16 protein-coding genes are annotated in these 16,950 nt (G+C 59.0%); 1 reads left to right on the top strand and 15 read right to left on the bottom strand.

The genetic code is table 11. The features are described 5' to 3' along the window. Nucleotides 1-122 precede the first annotated feature (122 nt). Nucleotides 123-1,493: an NAD-dependent succinate-semialdehyde dehydrogenase gene (locus EDF73_RS15830; protein WP_132730041.1), complete on the top strand. Its 1,371-nt coding sequence runs from the start codon at nt 123-125 to the stop codon at nt 1,491-1,493. Nucleotides 1,494-1,555: 62 nt separating this feature from the next. Here EDF73_RS15830 and EDF73_RS15825 read toward each other — a convergent pair whose 3' ends face one another. From EDF73_RS15825 to EDF73_RS15755, 15 genes are all read right to left on the bottom strand, one after another. After that, the gene (locus EDF73_RS15825; protein ID WP_032689621.1) at nt 1,556-2,101 is read right to left on the bottom strand and encodes a YfaZ family outer membrane protein; all 546 of its coding nucleotides are present in this window, start codon (nt 2,099-2,101) and stop codon (nt 1,556-1,558) included. 480 nt (nt 2,102-2,581) lie between these two features. Beyond that, nucleotides 2,582-3,538, bottom strand: a complete 957-nt coding sequence (yjiA, locus tag EDF73_RS15820) for a GTPase (protein WP_132730040.1) — start codon at nt 3,536-3,538, stop codon at nt 2,582-2,584. 11 nt (nt 3,539-3,549) lie between these two features. Continuing rightward, complete coding sequence (locus EDF73_RS15815; RefSeq protein ID WP_132730039.1) at nt 3,550-3,753, bottom strand: YbdD/YjiX family protein; 204 nt, start codon at nt 3,751-3,753, stop codon at nt 3,550-3,552. A 95-nt stretch (nt 3,754-3,848) separates the two neighbouring features. Then, the gene (locus tag EDF73_RS15810; RefSeq protein WP_132730038.1) at nt 3,849-5,999 is read right to left on the bottom strand and encodes a carbon starvation CstA family protein; all 2,151 of its coding nucleotides are present in this window, start codon (nt 5,997-5,999) and stop codon (nt 3,849-3,851) included. Nucleotides 6,000-6,289: 290 nt separating this feature from the next. Beyond that, nucleotides 6,290-6,802 (bottom strand): 4-hydroxyphenylacetate 3-monooxygenase reductase subunit, encoded by a 513-nt coding sequence (locus EDF73_RS15805; protein WP_132730037.1) that lies wholly within the window; start codon nt 6,800-6,802, stop codon nt 6,290-6,292. Nucleotides 6,803-6,821: 19 nt separating this feature from the next. Next, nucleotides 6,822-8,384, bottom strand: a complete 1,563-nt coding sequence (hpaB, locus tag EDF73_RS15800; protein ID WP_132730036.1) for a 4-hydroxyphenylacetate 3-monooxygenase, oxygenase component — start codon at nt 8,382-8,384, stop codon at nt 6,822-6,824. A gap of 336 nt (nt 8,385-8,720) precedes the next feature. Further along, the gene (gene hpaA, locus EDF73_RS15795) at nt 8,721-9,611 is read right to left on the bottom strand and encodes a 4-hydroxyphenylacetate catabolism regulatory protein HpaA (RefSeq protein ID WP_132730035.1); all 891 of its coding nucleotides are present in this window, start codon (nt 9,609-9,611) and stop codon (nt 8,721-8,723) included. A gap of 9 nt (nt 9,612-9,620) precedes the next feature. After that, a complete protein-coding gene (gene hpaX, locus EDF73_RS15790) occupies nt 9,621-10,979 on the bottom strand; it encodes a 4-hydroxyphenylacetate permease (RefSeq protein ID WP_132730034.1) in 1,359 nt (452 codons plus the stop codon). Between the two features lie 176 nt (nt 10,980-11,155). Continuing rightward, entirely contained in the window at nt 11,156-11,953 is a 798-nt protein-coding gene (gene hpaI / locus EDF73_RS15785; RefSeq protein WP_132730094.1) for a 4-hydroxy-2-oxoheptanedioate aldolase, read from the bottom strand. A gap of 10 nt (nt 11,954-11,963) precedes the next feature. Next, the gene (gene hpaH, locus EDF73_RS15780) at nt 11,964-12,767 is read right to left on the bottom strand and encodes a 2-oxo-hept-4-ene-1,7-dioate hydratase (protein ID WP_132730033.1); all 804 of its coding nucleotides are present in this window, start codon (nt 12,765-12,767) and stop codon (nt 11,964-11,966) included. A 45-nt stretch (nt 12,768-12,812) separates the two neighbouring features. Then, nucleotides 12,813-13,193 (bottom strand): 5-carboxymethyl-2-hydroxymuconate Delta-isomerase, encoded by a 381-nt coding sequence (locus tag EDF73_RS15775; RefSeq protein WP_132730032.1) that lies wholly within the window; start codon nt 13,191-13,193, stop codon nt 12,813-12,815. Between the two features lie 9 nt (nt 13,194-13,202). Then, entirely contained in the window at nt 13,203-14,060 is an 858-nt protein-coding gene (gene hpaD, locus EDF73_RS15770; protein WP_132730031.1) for a 3,4-dihydroxyphenylacetate 2,3-dioxygenase, read from the bottom strand. A gap of 10 nt (nt 14,061-14,070) precedes the next feature. Beyond that, entirely contained in the window at nt 14,071-15,537 is a 1,467-nt protein-coding gene (gene hpaE / locus EDF73_RS15765; protein WP_132730030.1) for a 5-carboxymethyl-2-hydroxymuconate semialdehyde dehydrogenase, read from the bottom strand. Then, nucleotides 15,534-16,298 (bottom strand): fumarylacetoacetate hydrolase family protein, encoded by a 765-nt coding sequence (locus EDF73_RS15760; RefSeq protein ID WP_132730029.1) that lies wholly within the window; start codon nt 16,296-16,298, stop codon nt 15,534-15,536. The genes hpaE and EDF73_RS15760 overlap by 4 nt, the downstream gene beginning before the upstream one ends. Beyond that, entirely contained in the window at nt 16,295-16,927 is a 633-nt protein-coding gene (locus EDF73_RS15755) for a fumarylacetoacetate hydrolase family protein (protein ID WP_132730028.1), read from the bottom strand. The genes EDF73_RS15760 and EDF73_RS15755 overlap by 4 nt, the downstream gene beginning before the upstream one ends. Between the last annotated feature and the right edge of the window lie 23 nt (nt 16,928-16,950).

The following is a 16,950-nucleotide window of genomic DNA, read 5'->3' as shown; positions in this document are numbered from 1 at the left end:
CCCAGTACGGAATCCTCCGTATATACCTAACTTTACCCGCATGATTAGCTATCTCTACTACCCTTAATAGCCTGAGTAGTATTTATGACTACATGATTAGCGATAACAAGGAGACATACGATATGGCTTACCAGACGGTGAATCCTGCAAATAATCAGTTGATTAAAGAGTACGCCCCGCACAGCGATGCGGACGTGGAAGCGGCGCTGCAACGGGCGGATGCGCTCTACCATTCCGCCTGGTCGAAGGGCGATATCGGACAGCGCTTACCGATCCTGCACAAGCTGGCGGATCTGATCGACAGCCGGGCCGAAGAACTGGCGAAAATTGCCAGCCAGGAGATGGGGAAACTGATTGCGCAAAGCCGCGGCGAGGTGAAACTCTGCGCGCAAATCGCTCGCTACTACGCCGATAACGCGCGACAGTTTCTCGCTCCGGTGAAGTATCAATCTGACCTCGGCGAAGCCTGGGTTGAGCACCATCCCATCGGCGTGCTGATGGCGGTGGAGCCGTGGAACTTCCCTTACTATCAGCTGATGCGGGTACTGGCGCCGAATCTGGCAGCGGGTAATCCGGTGATCGCCAAACATGCCAGCATCGTTCCGCACTGCGCAGAGACCTTTGCCCATCTGGTGCGCGAGGCGGGGGCACCGGAAGGCGCGTGGACCAATCTGTTTATCTCCCAGGATCAGGTGGCGAAGATTATCGCCGACGATCGTGTCCAGGGCGCGGCGCTGACCGGCTCTGAAAAAGCGGGGAGCGTAGTGGCGGCGCAGGCGGCGAAGCACCTCAAAAAATCGACCCTTGAGCTGGGTGGGAACGACGTGTTCATCGTGCTGGATGATGCCAGCCTCGAAAAGGCGGTGAAAACCGGCGTGCAGGCGCGACTGAACAACGCCGGGCAGGTCTGCACCGCCGCCAAGCGTTTTATCCTGCATGAGAAAATCGCCGATACCTTCCTCAGCCAATTTACCGAGGCGTTTAAGCAGGTGAAAATGGGCGATCCGCTGGACGAAAGCACCACTCTCGGGCCGCTGTCTTCTAAAGACGCGCTCGCGACGCTGACTACACAGGTCAACGAGGCGGTGAAAAACGGTGCGAAGCTGCACTTCGGCGGCAAAGCGGCGCAGGGGGAGGGCAACTTCTTTGAACCGACCATTCTGACCGGCATCACGCGCGAAAACCCGGCATACTTTGAGGAGTTCTTCGGCCCGGTGGCGCAAATCTACGTGGTGAAGGACGACGACGAGGCGGTGAAACTGGCGAACGATTCACACTATGGTCTCGGCGGGGCGATCTTCAGCCAGGATATCGAACGGGCGAAGCGGATGGCGTCGCGGATCGAAACCGGGATGGTCTATATCAACTGGCTGACCGATACCGCGCCGGAGCTGCCGTTCGGCGGCGTGAAGCGCTCCGGTTTTGGCCGCGAGCTGTCGGATCTGGGGATTAAAGAGTTTGTGAACCAGAAGCTGGTAGTCATTCGCCGGTAAGCTCAGAACGCTAAAAGAAAAAACCTGCCACCCGGCAGGTTTTTTTACTGTTATCGAGGTTGTCAGAAGGTGACCCCACCGCCAATATAGGCGCCGTCAATCAGGGTGTGGTTCGGACGACCGTCTTTCCCGTCGACGCTCACGTGACGGTAGCCTACTTTCAGCGTCACCGGGGTAATCGGAGTCCAGCTCACGCCGCCGTTGGCTTCAACGTAGTTTTTCACGCTGTTGTTCAGGCCTTCGGGCGCGGCATAACCTTCACCGAATACGTGGATGCTGTCGGTCAGCGCAACGTTAACGCCGCCGCCGATTGGGAACGCCACGCCGTTATCGCCTTTTTTCGGCCCAAGGTAGATGGCTTTCGCGCCGGCATTCAGCATTACCGGGCCAACTTCCAGGTTATAACCCGCGCCAACGCCGCCGGTCTGGGTACCGTCGTCGGTATTTTTGAGCCAGTTGCTTTCGGCATAAAGACCGGAGGAGGATTTACCCAGTTCCATATTGAGGTTGGTAAAGTTTTTCCCCTGCTCGACGGTAAAGCCCATCGCCATTGCGGAGCCGGAAACCGCGGTCAGCGCAGAAAGGATAAGGATATTGAGCTTTTTCATGGTTTATGCCTCGTCATCAAATTAATCTGAGGACACCCTAACAGGTGATATTTACGACTGCAAATTTGATATGGGTCGAGGTTTTATGCCGAAAATGTTATTAAAACGCTCTTTTGATGTTGTGAATTGGTTACCTTGTCGCTGCGTCAATGATTAACGTTTTGCCGTTTAGGGTAAGTTTAATTTTTTGCCTAAACAGCAATTGAACGGGGCGGGAGATATTGATTGGAGCTGAACTTATTCGCTTTCTAATAATTTCCGAAAATGTTTCTATAGTAACAAGCAAAAACTTAAATTTACATTTCTGTGATTAAAAATGACTCTAATGCCTTAAGAGAAACGCTCGAATTGCGCTATGAAGCGATCGTCTGAAAGTACACCGAAGGAAACGTTATCTCTCGTGATACATGGAAGGAACGATATAGCGCCTGATGCCTTCGCTTTGTCCCTCTCCCCCAGGAAGAGGGAACGTTCGAACCGTTACTTCCGCAATCCGGCGAACGCCGCGCGGATCTCCTCTTCCGGCAGGTTAATGCCGATAAACACCAGCGTGCTGTGCGGGGCCTCGTCGCCCCACGGGCGGTCCCAGTCGGCGCTGTATAAGCGCTGGACGCCCTGGAACAGCAGGCGGTTCGGTTCGCCGTCGATCCACAGCATTCCTTTGTAGCGCATCAGCTGCCCGGCGAATGAGAGCAGCAGGTTTTCCATGACCCGCGACACCTCGCTGATATCGACCGGGTAATCCAGCTCGACCACGATAGACGAGACGTCGTTTTGCCGATCGGCGATAAAGTGAAAGCGCGGTTTATCAGTGACCACGTTCTCTTCCAGCATAAAGCCGCTGGTATTAAACAGCTGGCTCAGGTCGATATCGCCGTGGACGACGGTATACACCGGCGCCCGGGCGTTGATGCGCGCCAGCCGTCCGCGCAGCGCCTCGCTGTTGCCGGCGACGTCGGTTTTGGTCAGCAGGATACGGTCGGCATAGCCCACCTGCGACTGGGCGATGGTGAACTGGTTCATCTGCTGGTCGGCGTGAACCGCATCCACCAACGCAATCACGCCGTCCAGCAGATAGCGTTCGCAGAGAATCTCATGGGAGAAAAAGGTCTGAATAATCGGGCCGGGGTCGGCCATGCCGGTGCACTCAATCACCAGCCGGTCGAAAGCAATGTCGCCGCGATCGCGGCTGTCGAGCAGATCGAGCAGGGCGTCTTCCAGCTCGTTGGAGCGGGTGCAGCAGATGCAGCCGTTGGTCAGGGTTTTGATCTGCGTGGCGCGGTCGCCAATCAGCTTATCGTCAACGGAGACTTCGCCAAATTCGTTTTCGATGACGGCAATTTTAAAACCGTGCTGCTCATTGAGAATATGGCGCAGCAGGGTGGTTTTGCCTGCGCCAAGAAAACCGGTCAACAGAGTGACTGCAATCGGTGCCATGTTTGCCTCCATTAACAGCAGCGTACGCCGCCTTTACCGTCGCCGCCGTAGCGGGCCTGCTGGCGTTCGCGGAAAAATTCGTTATAGGTCATGTACGGCTTATCCGGATGGTTGGTCTGCATATGCTCGACGTAATTGTCGTAGTCCGGAATGCCAATCAGCATCTTCGCCGCCTGACCCAGGTACTTTTTAGCCTGACCTAAGTTACCAAACATGACGCGTTCCTGATATGTGTTGAGCCCGCCGATCGGGTTATTTGGGCGGCCATTCACTGACAAGCCCCGCCGAAGCGGGGCTGAACAGGAACGGATTAATGATGTGACGAGGTCTTCACGCCGCCTTCCGGCACCGGCACATACGGGGTCTCTTTATCGGTACGTACTGTATTGTTACGGACTTTGAGCCACGTTTTGATGCCGTAGAAGATGATGCTGTAGACCACCACCAGGAACAGAATACTCAGTCCGGCGTTGGTGTAGTTGTTCACCACAATATGGTTCATGTTGGCAATCTGCTGCGCGCTCAGCTCGCCACCGGCGGCAATCTTCTCTTTGTACTGCTGAGCCATAAAGAAGAAGCCTTCCATCTGTGGGTTGGTGCTGAACAGTTTCAGACCCAGCGCCCAGGTGGTGCACAGCAGCAGCCATGCGGCCGGGATCACCGTGACCCAGATGTATTTGGTGCGCTGCATTTTGACCAGCACCACGGTGCCCAGCACCAGCGCCACGGCAGCCAGCATCTGGTTAGAGATACCGAACAGCGGCCACAGGCTCTTCACGCCGCCCAGCGGGTCGACCACCCCTTGATACAGCAGGTAACCCCACAGGCCGACGCAGCCCGCGGTACCAATCACCCCGGCCACCAGCGAGTCGGTTTTCTTCAGGAACGGCACGAAGTTACCCAGCAGATCCTGGAGCATAAAGCGACCGGCGCGGGTACCGGCATCCAGCGCGGTGAGGATAAACAGCGCTTCAAACAGAATACCGAAGTGGTACCAGAAGCCCATATCCGCCATCGGGATGATTTTGTGGAACACGTGAGCGATACCGACGGCCAGCGTCGGCGCGCCGCCCGCGCGGTTCAGTACCGAGGGTTCACCGATGTCTTTCGCGGTTTGCAGGATCTGTTCAGGCGAAATCACGAAGCCCCAGGAACTGACGGTCGCCGCCGCATGGACAGTCACGTCCTTCAACTGGGCGGCAATCATCGCGGCGTTTTCTCCGCCCATTTCGTGCAGGTTCGGCATCACAATGCCCAGACCGGCCGGCGGGGTGTTCATCGCGAAGTAGAGGCCCGGTTCAATGATAGAAGCTGCGACCAGCGCCATCACCGCCACGAAGGACTCCATCAGCATCGCACCGTAGCCGATAAAGCGGGCGTCGGTTTCGTTCGCCAGCAGCTTCGGCGTGGTACCGGAGGCGATCAGCGCGTGGAAGCCTGATACCGCGCCACAGGCGATGGTGATAAACAGGAACGGGAACAGCGCGCCTTTCCACAGCGGGCCGGTACCGTCGATGTACTGGGTGACCGCCGGCATTTTCAGATCCGGGTTGAGGATCACGATGCCCAGCGCCAGGCCGACGATAACGCCGATTTTCAGGAAGGTCGCCAGATAGTCGCGCGGCGCCAGAATCAGCCACACCGGCAGCAGCGCGGAGATAAACGCATAGCCGATCAGGGTAAAGGTGATGGTGGTGTCTTTAAAGGTCAGCGCCGGGCCCCAGTACGGGTCGTGGGCAATGACGCCGCCGAAGTAAATAGAAGCCACCAGCAGCACGATGCCGATAACCGACACTTCACCCACGCGGCCGGGGCGCAGGAAGCGCATGTAGATCCCCATAAACAGCGCAATCGGCACGGTCGAACAGACGGTGAAGACGCCCCACGGGCTTTCCGCCAGCGCTTTCACCACGATCAGCGCCAGTACCGCGAGGATGATGATCATAATCAGGAAGCAGCCGAACAGGGCGATAGAACCCGGTATCGGCCCCATCTCTTCTTTGATCATTTCACCCAGCGAAGAACCGTTACGGCGCGAGGAGATAAACAGCACCATAAAGTCCTGCACCGCGCCGGCCAGCACCACCCCCGCCAGCAGCCACAGGGTGCCGGGAAGATAGCCCATCTGCGCCGCCAGCACCGGGCCGACCAGCGGACCTGCGCCGGCAATGGCGGCAAAGTGGTGGCCGAACAGCACGTAGCGGTTGGTCGGGACGTAGTTCAGGCCGTCGTTGTTAATGACCGCCGGCGTCGCACGGGTGGGGTCGAGCTTCATCACCTTCTGGGCGATGTACAGGCTGTAGTAGCGATAGGCCACCAGATAAACGGAAACCGACGCGACCACGATCCACAGGGCACTGACGTGCTCACCGCGGCGTAGGGCGACGACCGAGAGGCAAAATGCCCCGATGATTCCAAGAATCACCCAGGGTATGTGCTTGAATAGCTTTTTAGTATCCATAGTAAACCTGGTTTTTAGATGAATAATTGGCCGAAACCGTCTGGTGTTGAATAAGGTTTGAGGAGGTATTGATTGCTCTGTCAGGAGGAATTTTGCCAGAACCTCGGCTGCGTAAAGTTGGGTAAATCGGCGAGTGGTTGTATGTGGGGTTAAGCGGTCACCTGGCGGGATAAGCGGTTGGACAGGAAATGAACAGTGGTGAAACATGTGATTGAGATCACAAGAATTTTTTCTTAGCTCTTTTCCTCCCCCGTCGGGAGAGGAAAGAGAGAAGAGCGGGTCAGAGAGAATTACATCGCCGCTTCCATTTCCACCATTACCGGATGGAAACGGCGTTTAAAGTAAATCAGTCCGTGGCCTTCCTGACTCAGGGTGATGTTCTTGATCTCAACCAGATAGACCAGGTGGCTGCCGATGGTCTGGACCTGGCTAATTGCGCCTTCAAGGCTTGCCAGCGCCCCTTTCAGCAGCGGCTGCCCCAGCGCACCGTCCTGCCAGCAGGAGAGGCTGAAACGGTCTTCCATGGCCATTCCGGTCATGCCGGCGAAGTGGCGCGCCATCACTTCCTGTTCGTGGTTCAGCACGTTGATGCACAGCTGGCCGTTGCCCTGAAATACCGGGTTCATCGCGCTGTTGGCGTTGATACACACCATCACCGACGGCGGTGTATCGGTAACCGAGCATACCGCCGTCGCGGTGATGCCGCAGCGCCCGGCGTCGCCCGCGGTGGTGACAACGTTAACCGCAGCCGACAGGCTGGACATGGCATCGCGAAAACGCAGACGTTGTTCATCTAATTGCATTGTGACCTCCCGCTGCGAGCTACTTCAGCAGCTTATCCAACATATTGATATCAGCGTTGCTGTGCAGATGTGGCACAGTCCAGCCGTTCTGGTCGTACTCGGACAGGCAGCGGTCGACCATCGCCATCATTTTGTCCATGTTGCCGGAGCTTTGCGCCTGGCGCAGGCACTGCAGGCGGATCTCATCCTGGCTGCCGGAGTAGTTGATTTCGTACAGTTCATGGCGGCCGCCGAATTCGCTACCGATGGCATCCCACATCAGTTTGAGGATCTTGATGCGCTCGACGTGATCCATGCCGTTCGATCCGCGCACGTACTTCGCCAGGTACTGGTCGATCTGCGGGTTGTTCAGATCGCGAGCGCTGGAAGGCAGGTAGATCAGGCCGCTGGTGACGTTGCGTTCGATGATGTTTTTGATTTTGGCGTAGGCCATCGGCGCCATCACGCGGTAGGTTTGCAGCGCGGCGTGATCCGGCAGCCAGGCGCCATTGACCCACGGGGTGGCTTCAGAACACATCGAGTCGCTCAGCGCCCAGAACATATTGCGCCACGCCACCACTTCGCCGAGGTCGGCCTGCACGCCGCGGAATTCCAGCGTACCGGTGCACTCCAGCGAGCGCTTGAGCAGGGCGGTGATAAAATCGAGCTTTACCGCCAGGCGAACGCAGGCCTGCAGCGGATACATGCGGGCAAAGCCGCCTTCCATCGTCCAGCGGCGGCAGCGATCGAAATCGCGATAGATCAGCACGTTTTCCCACGGGATCAGCACGTTATCCATCACCAGGATCGCGTCGTTTTCGTCAAAGCGGCTGGAGAGCGGATAGTCGTAGGGCGATCCGGTGGCGCCGGCGACCATTTCATAAGAGGCGCGGGAGATAAGCTTGACGCCTTCGGCATCCATCGGCGCGACGAACATCAGGGCGAAGTCGGGGTTTTCCCCCATCACCTGGGCGGATCCAAACCCGATCATGTTGTAGTGGGTCAGCGCCGAGTTGGTGGCGACCACTTTCGCGCCGCTGACCACGATCCCGGCATCGGTCTCTTTCTCCAGCTTGATGTAAACGTCTTTCACTTCGTCGGCCGGTTTATGGCGGTCGAGCGGCGGGTTGACGATGGCGTGGTTGAAGTACAGGCCGGTTTCCTGAATCCGGGTGTACCAGTTGCGGGCGTTCTGTTCGAACTGGCCGTAAAAGGCCGGGTTCGCGCCCAGCGCGCAGCCGAAGGCGGCTTTGTAATCCGGGGTGCGGCCCATCCAGCCGTAGCTCAGGCGCGACCATGCGGCGATGGCATCGCGCTGCTGGCGCAGGTCGTCGGCGCTTTTCGCCACGCGGAAGAATTTATGCGTATAGCCGCCGCTGCCGGTATCGGTGTTCCAGCACAGGGCGTCCTGCATTTCCGGTTTGTGCAGCGCATCGTACAGTTGGCCCACCGAGGCGGCGGCGTTGCGGAAGGCCGGGTGGATGGTGACGTCTTTGACACGCTCACCGTAGATATAAATTTCACGGCCGTCCTGCAGGCTCTTCAGGTACTCTTCACCGGTTAACGGGCGTTTTGCGTCTGCGCGGAAATCTTCAGGTTTCATAGGGGCCTCTTCAGTATTTATCGGAATATCCCGTCCTGCTTCGGGCCGCCGGGAGGGCGGCGTGGGCGAAGTTGCCAGGGCATCAATGTTAAATTTATGTTTTGTTTTTGTTGTTCAATTGAAGCGGTTAACGCGGCTTCCGTGAAGAGACTTTTAGGTCAACGGCAGGTACTTTTCAGGCGCTGGACGATTCTGTGATCCGGACGGCTTTTTGCCCACCGGGACGCGACAACTCCCCGGCGGCGCGGCGCTTACCGGGGCCGCAGACGGGTACGTGACGCTAGCCCGGATAGGGCGGTACGCCGCTATCCGGGAGATTTCCCGCTCGCCGGACCTTCAGGAGACCGGCACCTTTTGCGTGCGAAACGCGCTCGGCGAACAGCCCACTAAGCGGTTAAAAAAGCGCGCGAAATAGGCCGGGTCTTTAAACCCTAACTGCCAGGCGATTTCATTGACCGCGCTGTCGGAAAACAGCAGCAGCCGTTTGGCCTCGCGCAGCTGACGGTCGAAGATCAGCCGCTTCGGCGGCCGGTTAGCGAAACGACGGCAAATATCGGTCAGCCGCGATTCGGTGACATGCAGCTCGCCGGCGTAGTCCGGTACCGCCCAGTGCTGGTGGTAGTGAGCGTCGATCATCTGGTTGAAGCGCTGAAACAGTTTCAATTCACCGCGCATCCCGCTGGCGGCGTGGTCATCAAGCTTCGCGTTACGCAAAAGCAGGGTGAACACCGCCTGCGCCAGCAGGGCCAGGGTGTGCTCGCGCCCCGGTAGCTGCGCGGTCGACTCGCGTTTAATTAACTGCCAGTAGTGCGTCAGCGCCCTCAGCTCATCGGGCTTGTCCGCCAGCGACAGGCACATTCCCGGCAGGCCGAAGGCTTCCCGCGTGCCGGGGTAGAGCACCTCCAGCAGCGGCCAGATCAGATCCTCGCGTACGGTCAGCACGTGCCCGTCGCTGTCGGAGCCGGTGATAAAGGCGTGCGGCACCGACGGCGGCGTCAGGACAAACAGCGGCGCTTGCACCGAGTAGCGGTGATCGTCGAGCTGCAGCTCGATCTGTCCGGTATCGAGAAAGTGCATCTGAAAGTACTGGTCGTGGCGATGCGCCTGCATATCGCGGCCAAAAAAGGCCGCCATGCGGGCAAACGACTGATAGTGCACCTCCTCGGTCCCCAGACTCTCATCGTAATCTTTGTTGATATCGATATTGGCGATTGAGGCCTGGCACATGGGCGCTCCTTAATGACTTTTCTGCGCGGCAAGTCCTGCCGCCGCCGAGGCGTCTTCCCGCGAGCTCATCGGGATCCGGGTCAGCACCAGCGCGCCGACGATCAGCAACCCGGCGACGAACCACAGTCCGGAGCTAAAGCTGCCGGTGGTATCGCGCAGAATACCGATCAGCAGCGGACTGACGGCGGATCCGATATTGCCGATCGCGTTGATCACCGCCAGCGCCACCGCCCGCGACTGCAGGCTGATCACCCGATCCGGGGTGGTCCAGAAAATCGCCATCGCGGTAAAGGATCCGACGGAAGCCATGATAATGCCGATCAGCTGGATCAGGCTGTGGTGAGTGGCGGAGGCCAGCAGCCAGCCCGCGGCAGCGAACAAATACGGCAGGATGGTGTGCATCTTGCGCTCCTTGCGCCGGTCGGAGCGCCGGCTCCACCAGATCATCCCGAAGATGGTACAGAACTGCGGGATCGCCGCCAGCAGGCCGATCATGATATTGCTGCTGCCGGTGTTGAAGCTTTGCAGGATCTGCGGCGTCCAGATGTTAATGGCGCTCAGGGTATTGGTCAGGCAGAAATAGGCGAGGGTGTACATCAGTACCGCCGGGGTCAGCACCTCCCGCAGGGTGGAACGCGCCGAGGTTGGAAGGATGGCGGCGTTTTCCCGCTCGCGTTCGATCATCGATTTCAACGCCTGCTTCTCCTCTTGATCCAGCCAGCTGGCCTGATCCGGGGTATCGTTGAGGAAGAACCAGGTCACCACCCCGAGCACCACTGACGGCAGCCCTTCCAGCAGGAACAGCCACTGCCAGCCTTTCAGGTTCCACAGACCGTCGAGCGCCAGAATGTAGCCGGAAAGGAGTGAGCCAATCATCATGGTCACCGGCATCGCTATCATAAACAGGGCGTTAGCGCGGGCGCGATAGTAGGCCGGGAACCACCAGGTCAGATAGACCAGTATCCCCGGCAGAAAGCCGGCTTCGGCGATGCCGACCAGCATCCGCAGGATGTAGAGGGTATGCGGATTGCTGGCGAACATGGTGCAGGTCGAAGCGATCCCCCAGACCACCATGATCCCGGCGATCCAGCGGCGGGCGCCGACCTTTGCCAGCATGATGTTGCTGGGGATGCCACACATGACGTAGGTGACGTAAAACAGCGTCGCCGCCAGGCCAAACATGGTGGAGGTCAGGCCGAGATCTTTGCCCATCGTCAGACCGGCGAAGCCGATATTAATGCGGTCCAAAAATGAGAAAACAAAGAGAACAAACAGGAACGTGATGAGTCGACGGAACAGCTTTTTGATCACCCGCTGTTCGGTTGCAGCGGTTTTATTATCATTATTTTGCAGGGTTGAGGTCGTCATGATGCACTCCACGAATACGCGTCATACTTCAGAGTGGCATGGGCGCGGGCGGCGGATTACCCGCTCCTGGAATCCTGCCCCGGCCATGCGTGATAGCGATGGCGGGGAGGTCAGAAAGGCGTCCTGCCTCTCTCTGCCATGTCGCTACAATCCGAACTACTTCGGGTATGGAACGTTTAATAAACGGATTTATCGCTGCTGATTAACGACGTGATACTGTCGGTAAAGCGCGCCGCCAGCGCTTCCGCGCTGCGGGCCAGCAGGGTGGTATCCACGCCAACGGCGACGAACAGCGCACCGAGCTCGAGATAGCGTTTTGCCAGCGGTTCATTGGCCATCAGAATGCCCGGCGCTTTCCCCGCCTGGCGAATCTGCACGATGGCGCTTTCAATCGCCGCCTGCACTTCCGGGTGCTGCGGGTTACCGCCGAAGCCCATATCGGCGCTGAGATCCGCCGGGCCGATAAACACACCGTCAACGCCTTCGACGTCGAGAATGTGCGGCAGATTTTTCAACGCCTCGCGGGTTTCAATCTGCACCAGCACGCACATGGCATCGTTCGCCTGATGGATATAGTCCGGGAGGCGATTCCAGCGTGAAGCGCGGGCCAGGGCGCTGCCGACGCCGCGAATACCGGCCGGCGGATAGCGGGTGGCTTTCACCGCCAGCCGCGCCTCCTCGGCGTTTTGCACCATCGGCACCAGCAGGGTTTGCGCGCCGATGTCCAGCAGCTGCTTGATCTGCACCGGGTCGTTCCATGAGGGGCGCACCACCGGCTGGCTGGGATAGGGTGCGATGGCCTGGAGCTGGGTCAGCACGGTCTGCACGTTGTTCGGCGCGTGTTCGCCGTCGATCAGCAGCCAGTCAAACCCGGCTCCGGCCAGCAGTTCAGCGCTGTAGCTGCTGCACAGCCCCAGCCATAGCCCGATTTGCGGGCGTCCGGCCTGCAGCGCCGCTTTAAAGGTATTGTCCATCATCCTCTCCTTACACAAAGCGGCAGCTGATTGCGCCCATATTGCCGTAATCGACGTGGAAGGTGTCGCCTTTGCGCGCCGCGACCGGACGGGTAAACGAACCGCCGAGAATAATCTGCCCGGCTTCCAGCTGCACGTCGTACGGCGCCAGCTTATTCGCCAGCCAGGCGACGCCGTTTGCCGGGTGATTCAGCACGCCGGCGGCGACGCCGGTCTCTTCGATCACGCCGTTGCGATACAGCAGCGCCGAGATCCAGCGTAGATCCAGCTCGTCGGGCTTGATCGGCCGGCCGCCGAGGATCACCCCGGCGTTAGCGGCGTTATCAGAGATGGTGTCGAACACTTTGCGTGGACGTTGCGTTTGTGGATCGATGTTATGGCAGCGGGCGTCGATCAGCTCCAGCGCCGGGATCACATAGTCGGTGGCGTTGTAGACGTCGAACAGGGTGCAGTTCGGGCCGCGCAGCGGTTTCGCCAGTACGAAAGCCAGCTCCACTTCAATGCGCGGCACGATAAAGCGGTCGGTGGGAATATCGCTGCCGTCGTGAAAAAACATATCGTCGAGCAGTGCGCCGTAGTCCGGCTCGCTAATTTGCGAGCTGGCCTGCATCGCTTTGGAGGTCAGGCCGATCTTATGGCCTTTGAGTACCCGGCCTTCGGCGATCTTCAGATCGACCCACTCGCGCTGAACGGCGTAGGCATCCTCAATGGTGATCGCGGGATAATCCAGCGAGATGGCGCGGATCTGCTCCCGCTGCTTTTCGGCTTGGTTCAGCCGTTGGGCGATCAGGGTTCGGGTCTGTTTATCGAGCATAGTGGCTTCCTGTAACCTCGTTCGGTGTCGCGGCACCGGGTGGCGCTATTTGAATAACGCATGGACGTTGTTCTGTTTGTAGTTCAGCGTCGGGTGCAGTTCTTCAATCGCAAATGACAGCGCCAGATAGCGGCTCTCCATCAGGGCGGCGAAGTGGGCTTTGATCAGCCCGAACAGCATTTCGCCTACCTCCTGGCGGCTTTCCAGGCTGCGCCCGCTGCCGATTTTCAGTGTCATATGCACGAAAGCGTAATCCTGCTGGCCGTCGGCCATCTGCCAGCTGTCAAGCCAGATGGCGCGGCTGCGGATGCCAGCCATCGGGAAGATGCCGGTGGCGGCCAGCGCCTGGTTAATCCGGGCGAACAGGCCCGGTAAATCAGCCTGCTCGCGGATGTTGTCGGTACACTCAGCGATAAAATGCGGCATAGCGACCCCTTACGCCTGAGCCGGCAGCGGGAAGACGGCGTTGACCTGGCCGGTACCGGAGCTGGCGAACAGGTCGGTGATAAACTCGACCTTGCCGTCGTATTTATCCCAGCCGAGCACGCCGAGCAGCATCACCGTATCGTGCATATTGCCTTCGCCGTAGCAGTAGTCGGCGTACTCCGGCAGCATGGTGCAAAACTCTTTGAACTTGCCCTCGCGCCACAGCTTCACCACGCGTTCATCCATCTGATGGTCGAACTCGCGGGTATAGCTGTTCATCCCTTCTTCGGCGCGCTGGTCGTCGATGAAGCGGTGCGACAGCGAGCCGCTGGCGAACACCGCAACGGTACCGTCATATTTTGCAATCGCTTTGACGATGGCTTCGCCCAGCCTGCGGCTGTCGGCAAAATCGTGAACGGTGCAGAAAGCGGAGATCGACACCACTTTGAAATGCTTGTCGCTGTTCATGTAGCGCATCGGCACGAGGGTGCCGTATTCCAGCTTCAGGCTGGGGATGTTGTGCGCCTTCGCGCGCACGCCCAGTTTGACCGCTTCGTCGGCAATCAGCTGGCCCAGCTCCGGGTTGCCGTCATAGTCGTAGGTCATATCGCGAATAAAGTGCGGCAGCTCGTTGCTGGTATAGACGCCTTTAAAATGGTCGGCGCAGTTAATGTGGTAGGCGCTGTTGACCAGCCAGTGGGTATCGAAAACGATAATGGTGTCGACGCCCATTTCACGGCACCGTTTGCCAATTTCTTTATGCCCGTCGATGGCTGCCTGACGACAGCCGTGGTTTTTCCCCGGCAGTTCAGAGAGGTACATTGACGGCACGTGAGTGATTTTGGCGGCTAACGCTAATTTGCCCATCTTGTTCTCCTTATACGCCCCATTTCGGGATCGGATGGTCACCCATGGAAATACAGACGTTTTTCATTTCGGCGAACACTTCAAAGCTGTACTCGCCGCCTTCACGGCCGGTACCGGAGGCTTTCACACCGCCGAACGGCTGGCGCAGGTCGCGCACGTTCTGGGTATTGACGAACACCATGCCGGCTTCGATGCCGCGCGCCAGGCGCAGGACTTTGCTGACATCCTGGGTCCAGATATAGGAGGCGAGGCCATATTCGATATCGTTGGCCAGGCGCAGACCTTCCGCTTCGTCTTTAAACGGCAGCAGGCAGGCCACCGGGCCAAAGATCTCTTCCTGCGCGATGCGCATACGGTTGTCGACGTCCGCCAGCACCGTCGGGCGCAGGAAGTTGCCGCTTTTCAGGTGCGCTGGCAGATCGGACGGCTTGTCCGGGCCGCCGGCCAGCAGGGTGGCGCCTTCTTCGATTCCCAGACGAATATAGCCGGAGACTTTTTCCCAGTGCTGCTGGCTGATCAGCGCCCCGACCTGGGTATTGGGATCGGTAGGATCGCCGACGCGCAGACGGTTGGCGCGCTCCGCGAAGCGTTTGACGAACTGCGGGTAGATGCTTTGCTGAATGAAGATGCGCGACCCGGCGGTGCAGCGTTCGCCGTTGATCGAGAAGATGGTGAACAGGGCGGCATCCAGCGCGCGCTCGATATCGGCATCTTCAAAAATCAGCACCGGCGATTTGCCGCCCAGCTCCATCGAATACTTCTTCAGTCCGGCATTTTTCATGATATTGCGACCGGTGGCGGTGCCGCCGGTAAACGAGACCGCGCGGACGTCGTGATGACGCACCAGGGCATCGCCGGCGCTGGCGCCGTAGCCCTGCACCACGTTGAGTACCCCGGCGGGGATACCCGCTTCCAGCGCCAGCTCTCCCAGACGATCGGCGGTCAGCGGCGACAGCTCAGACATCTTCAGCACCGCGGTATTGCCCAGCGCCAGGCACGGCGCGACCTTCCAGGTGGCGGTCATAAACGGCACGTTCCACGGCGAGACCAGCGCGCACACGCCTACCGGTTGCACGAGGGTGTAGTTGAGCATCTTGTCGTCAACCGGATAGGTCTTGCCGTTCATCTGCTGGCACACTTCGGCAAAGAATTCGAAGTTGTGGGAAGCGCGCGGGATCAGCACGTTTTTGGTCTGATGGATCGGCAGGCCGGTATCGGCAGTTTCCATCGCCGCGATCTCCGGGACGTCGCGATCGATCAGATCGCCCAGGCGACGCATCAGGCGCGCGCGCTCTTTCATCGGCAGATTGGCCCATTTCGGGAAGGCCTCTTTCGCTGCGGCAACGGCCTGATTGACCTCGGCCTCAGCGCCGGAAGCCACTTCCGCCAGCACTTCACCGGTGGCCGGGTTGGTGGTATGGAAATATTCTGCGCTCGCGACGTTTTTGCCGTTGATCCAGTGGTTAATTTTTTTCATGACAGCTTCTCCTCATACGCTTGCTGGCTGATGATGCGGTTGACCAGGCGGCCGACGCCCTCGACTTCGACGATCGTTTCGTCACCCGGCACCACGTCGGACAGCCCTTTCGGCGTGCCGGTGGCGATCATGTCGCCCGCTTGCAGGGTCATAAATTCGCTTAAGTAAGCGATCAGGAACGGGACGCTGAAGATCAGATCGGCGGTGGTGCCCTGCTGGCGCAGCTCGCCGTTGACCCAGGTACGCAGGGTCAGGTTATGCGGATCCGGGATCGCCTCTTTGCTCACGATCCACGGCCCGATGGGGGTCAGGGTGTCGCGGCTTTTTACCCGTAGATTCGGCCGGTAGTAATTTTCCAGATAGTCGCGAATGGCGTAGTCGTTGCAGACGGTATATCCGGCCACGTACTCCATGGCATCGGCCTCGCTGACTTTTCGTGCGGTTTTGCCTATCACCACCACCAGCTCGGCTTCGTAATGCATGTATTCGACGTTATCCGGGCGTACCGACTCCTGCTGGTGGCCGATAAAGGTGTTCGGCGCTTTGATAAACACCAGCGGCTCCTCCGGCGGCTTAAACTCCAGCTCGCTGGCGTGATCGGCATAGTTCAGACCGAGCGCGAACAGCGTTCCGTCGGCGGGCGGCAGCCAGCGGAATTCGCCCTCCTGCAGCGTAGTGCCATCGGCGAGGCGCGGCTGGTTATGGTCATTGAGCCGGACGTCGTACACGTTGCCTTGCCATTCAATGCGTGCCTGTTTCATGCCAGTTCTCCTTCTGCCACAACCGGGTTTTCCAGCGCCGGGAAACCTTCGGCGAGGATCCGTACGCGATCGCCAGGGTGCAAGGTGACGCGATGGTGCGGAGTGCCAAGCAGAATGGCGTCGCCAGGGGTCAGGGTGGCAAACTCACTCAGCGCGCTTAACAGCTCGGCGGCATTGCGCTGTAGATCGCCGGTGCTCCAGCTATCCGCTTCGCGACCGTTGATCTCGGTAATGATGGTCAGATTGTCCACGTTACGTACCGGAGAGAGGGCGCCGATGGGGCAGAAACCGTCCCGGCATTTGGCTTTGATCGCCGGACGGTAGAAGCTCTCTTCCGGCAGGCTGACGTCATTGGCCAGCGCGTAGCCGGCGATAAACGCGGCGGCGTCATCGGGAGAGACCTTGCGCGCGGTTTGACCGACGATCAGCGCGACGGTAGCCCCGCTCTGTACGGTTTCGCCCTGCGGATACGGAATCGCCTCGCCGTCGCCGATGACGGTATTACGCGGTTTGATAAACCAGACCGCGGTTTTCGGCGGCGTTTTATAGGGGGCCTGTTGGAACGCGTCGCGCCAGGCGTCGAGCTGGCTGCGATGGTTGAGCGCAACGGCGAAGATGGTACCTTTCATTCACCACTCCTCTGGGACGGATA

Source organism: Klebsiella sp. BIGb0138, assembly GCF_004342285.1.
Taxonomy (GTDB): Bacteria; Pseudomonadota; Gammaproteobacteria; order Enterobacterales; family Enterobacteriaceae; genus Klebsiella.
The sequence above is the reverse complement of the archived record's forward strand: the minus strand, read 5'-3'. Positions and strand labels throughout refer to the sequence as shown.